Annotated in this window: 3 protein-coding genes; all 3 read right to left on the minus strand. The window is 66.2% G+C overall.

Features of this window, described 5'->3' with window-relative positions; translation table 11 throughout:
- Positions 1 to 368: 368 nt before the first annotated feature.
- The 3 genes from Y710_RS18260 to Y710_RS18270 all read right to left on the minus strand — a co-directional run bounded on the left by Y710_RS18260 (position 369) and on the right by Y710_RS18270 (position 2,390).
- Positions 369 to 725, minus strand: a complete 357-nt coding sequence (locus tag Y710_RS18260; protein ID WP_062368124.1) for a hypothetical protein — start codon at positions 723 to 725, stop codon at positions 369 to 371.
- Positions 719 to 1,411, minus strand: coding sequence for a hypothetical protein (locus tag Y710_RS18265; RefSeq protein WP_062368125.1), 693 nt, complete (start codon positions 1,409 to 1,411; stop codon positions 719 to 721). Before Y710_RS18265 ends, Y710_RS18260 begins: the two co-directional genes overlap by 7 nt.
- Positions 1,412 to 1,487: 76 nt before the next feature.
- Positions 1,488 to 2,390, minus strand: a complete 903-nt coding sequence (locus Y710_RS18270) for a tyrosine-type recombinase/integrase (RefSeq protein WP_231875787.1) — start codon at positions 2,388 to 2,390, stop codon at positions 1,488 to 1,490.
- Positions 2,391 to 2,683: the final 293 nt, after the last annotated feature.

A 2,683-nucleotide genomic window follows, 5' to 3' on the forward strand; every position in this document is an offset into this window, starting at 1 on the left:
CGGTCCTGATGCCGGGCGCAGGCGGCGGAGCGCCCGAACTCGGCGAGATCGCCGAGTATGCACCCGACAACGACGAGGTGTGGCGGTACACGCGCTGACGCCCGCCACCTGTTGTCCGACCAGCGCGCTATCGTGCGATGTGCGCGTGGGGAAGACACGCGCAACGGAAGACCCCCAGGTCCGCTACCGGCGGTTCCTGGGGGCCTTTTCGCCGTCTCGACCGTTGGGTCACTGCGCGCGGAACACCCCCGCCGATGCACTCGTAGTGGACGCCGTCGAAGTCGACGTCAGAGACGCCATTGCACGATGTCCCGTCAAGGTCCATCGTGAGCGTCGGCGGAGCGGACCTTCGCGGAATTCCTCACCGCCTACCCCGTTGCTCGGCTGTAGAGCTCAGCGACGGTCGCCGTGCCGAGCGGCCTGCCGTCCACGTCGACGACATCGACATCAGTCACTCGCCGGCGAAGCCAAGTTCCCTCGTCGTCGTTGAATGCGACGACAGTGCCGTAGAAGTAGGCCGGATTGTCGAACGGCTGAACCTCCATCAGTGCCCAGTACTCAGCACCGGCTCGCGCCGGGTCGAGCGTAATGCGCACTCGACCGTCGCGAAACGCAATGTCGCTGACCGCCTTCGCCATGAGGACCCCCGCGGCCGACCGCTGACCGATGTAGACGGCGAACGCCTCAATGACCTCGGCGTCAGTGGGTGGCGCTTGCATCAGCACGGCCCGTACTCGTCGGGGAACCGCTCGCACAACGGCGGCAGCTTCTGGTTCGGTCCGTAGCCGTCCCCGCTGTCCGGGTCGAAGGTCGCTGGCGGCGCATCGGCCGACTCCTCGGCGGGCGCCGGCTCTGGCGCGGGTGTTTCAGTCGTGGCTGGCACTTCGGCGGCGGCCGGGGTGTCCGGTTCAGCGGACTCGGCCGGCGCCGCTTTCACCGTCGTCAAATCCCCGTGCCATCCAGCTTCGGCCAGCCCGATTCCGATAGTGACCGTCGCAGGGTTGAGCTTCGCCTTGTCGACCTCGTAACCGAACTCAACCGATCGCGCTGTGCCTGCCGGGATGATGCCCGAGACCGGCTCGGTGATCGCGTAGTCGACCGCAGCCTCCTTCCCGTCCTGCCCGTAGGTCAGCACGGGCGTCAGGATGTTGTAGCCCTCGAGATTGGTCCTGCCCGCGGTGAACTTGACGCCGAGCACGGTCGACGCACCACGCTGGGTGACGGTCTGAAGTTCCACCGTCGCGCCCGACTGGCCGCGAATGATCGAGCCGACGGGCTGGATAGAGCCTTCGTCGGTGCTCGACGTCGGCGCCACGCTGCTCTGCGTCGGCGTCGTCTCGTCGGAGGAACCGCATGCGCCGACGAGCGCCGCGGCGCAGATGCCTGCCGCCGCGATCGCTGCGCGGCCCATCAGTCGTACGCTCATTTGCTCATATGCCTTCTCTAGGTGATCCGTGAATGACTAACGCTAGTCCGGTTATGTCGCTTTACGCCGCATCTCGGATGTGATTGAACCCTGCGGCAGCCGCCGATGCCGCCGAACGGCGGGCGCGATCCGGAACCGCGGTGTACATCTGCGTCGTCCGTACACTCTTGTGCCCGAGCAACTCCTGTACGGCGCGGATATCGCGCTCGTGTGCGTATGCGGCGCTGGCGAAACGGTGCCGCAACGAGTGCGCCGTCCATCCTTCCGGCATAACCCGCGACACGAGCTTTCCCACATACGCTGGTGACAGATGGCCGTCGATCTGGCCAGGGAAGGTCCATCCTGGGCCTCGCGCAGTGATCTGCTCGGCGATGCCTTCATCGAGGGGAACGACCCGCACGTGCCCGCCCTTGCCTGTGACACGAAGGACGGGGCCGTCGAGGTCCTCTCCAACCGCATCGCCGCGAGTCGTCGCGATCTCGCCGCGACGGAGACCGACGAACGCGCCGAGACTGACCATGAGGCGGGTGCGCGGACTCGAAGCGATGAGCGCGGAGCGCAGGATCTTCTCAGGAGTCGGCCGCGGCGAGCCAGTCGGGACGCTGACGGTCGGCAGGAGGGCTGCTGGGTTGTCGGGCCGCCGACCTGATGAGTGCATCCACGTCATGAACTTGACGATGCTGGCGCGGTTTCCGCGACGCGTTTCGGGCGCCCATTCCTGGGCTGCGAAGTACTCGACCAAATCGTCGAGCTCGAGCTTGTCCGGGGGGAGGTGCACAGCTTCCGCGAGCCGGCGGACGTGATAGCAGCGGATTCTCTGCGAACTGGGCGCCATGCCCGCAGCGATCAGCCACGCGGCGAAGTCGGAGAGTGCGAGGGACCATTCGGGGGAGAGGTGAGCGTATATCACGCCAATTCTGTCGATTGGCATAACCGATGCGTTTCGGGCGTGTCGCGTGTACATTCTCACGTCCTCCGTTTGGACGAATCTGCCTCGAAAAGTGCTGGTCAGTGGTATTTCTGAGCAGCTGTGCTCGGTGGCGCGGAGCCCGACTGGCAGCTGGGTGGCTTCACAGCCGGGGGAGTGGAGTCGGAATCACGCCGCGTCCGCCTTCATCGGACAGTTCGGGCCCTGGATTCCCGTCGGACGGAGCGGCGTCTCGCGCGCCGGAGTCGTCCTGCGCATCGGAACTACCGTTGATGCGACGCCGCGACCTGGGCTGGCCGTAAACCAGCGGGTTCGGGGTTCGAGTCCCT

This window comes from Gordonia sp. QH-12, from assembly GCF_001578675.1.
In the GTDB taxonomy this organism is placed as follows: domain Bacteria; phylum Actinomycetota; class Actinomycetes; order Mycobacteriales; family Mycobacteriaceae; genus Gordonia; species Gordonia sihwensis.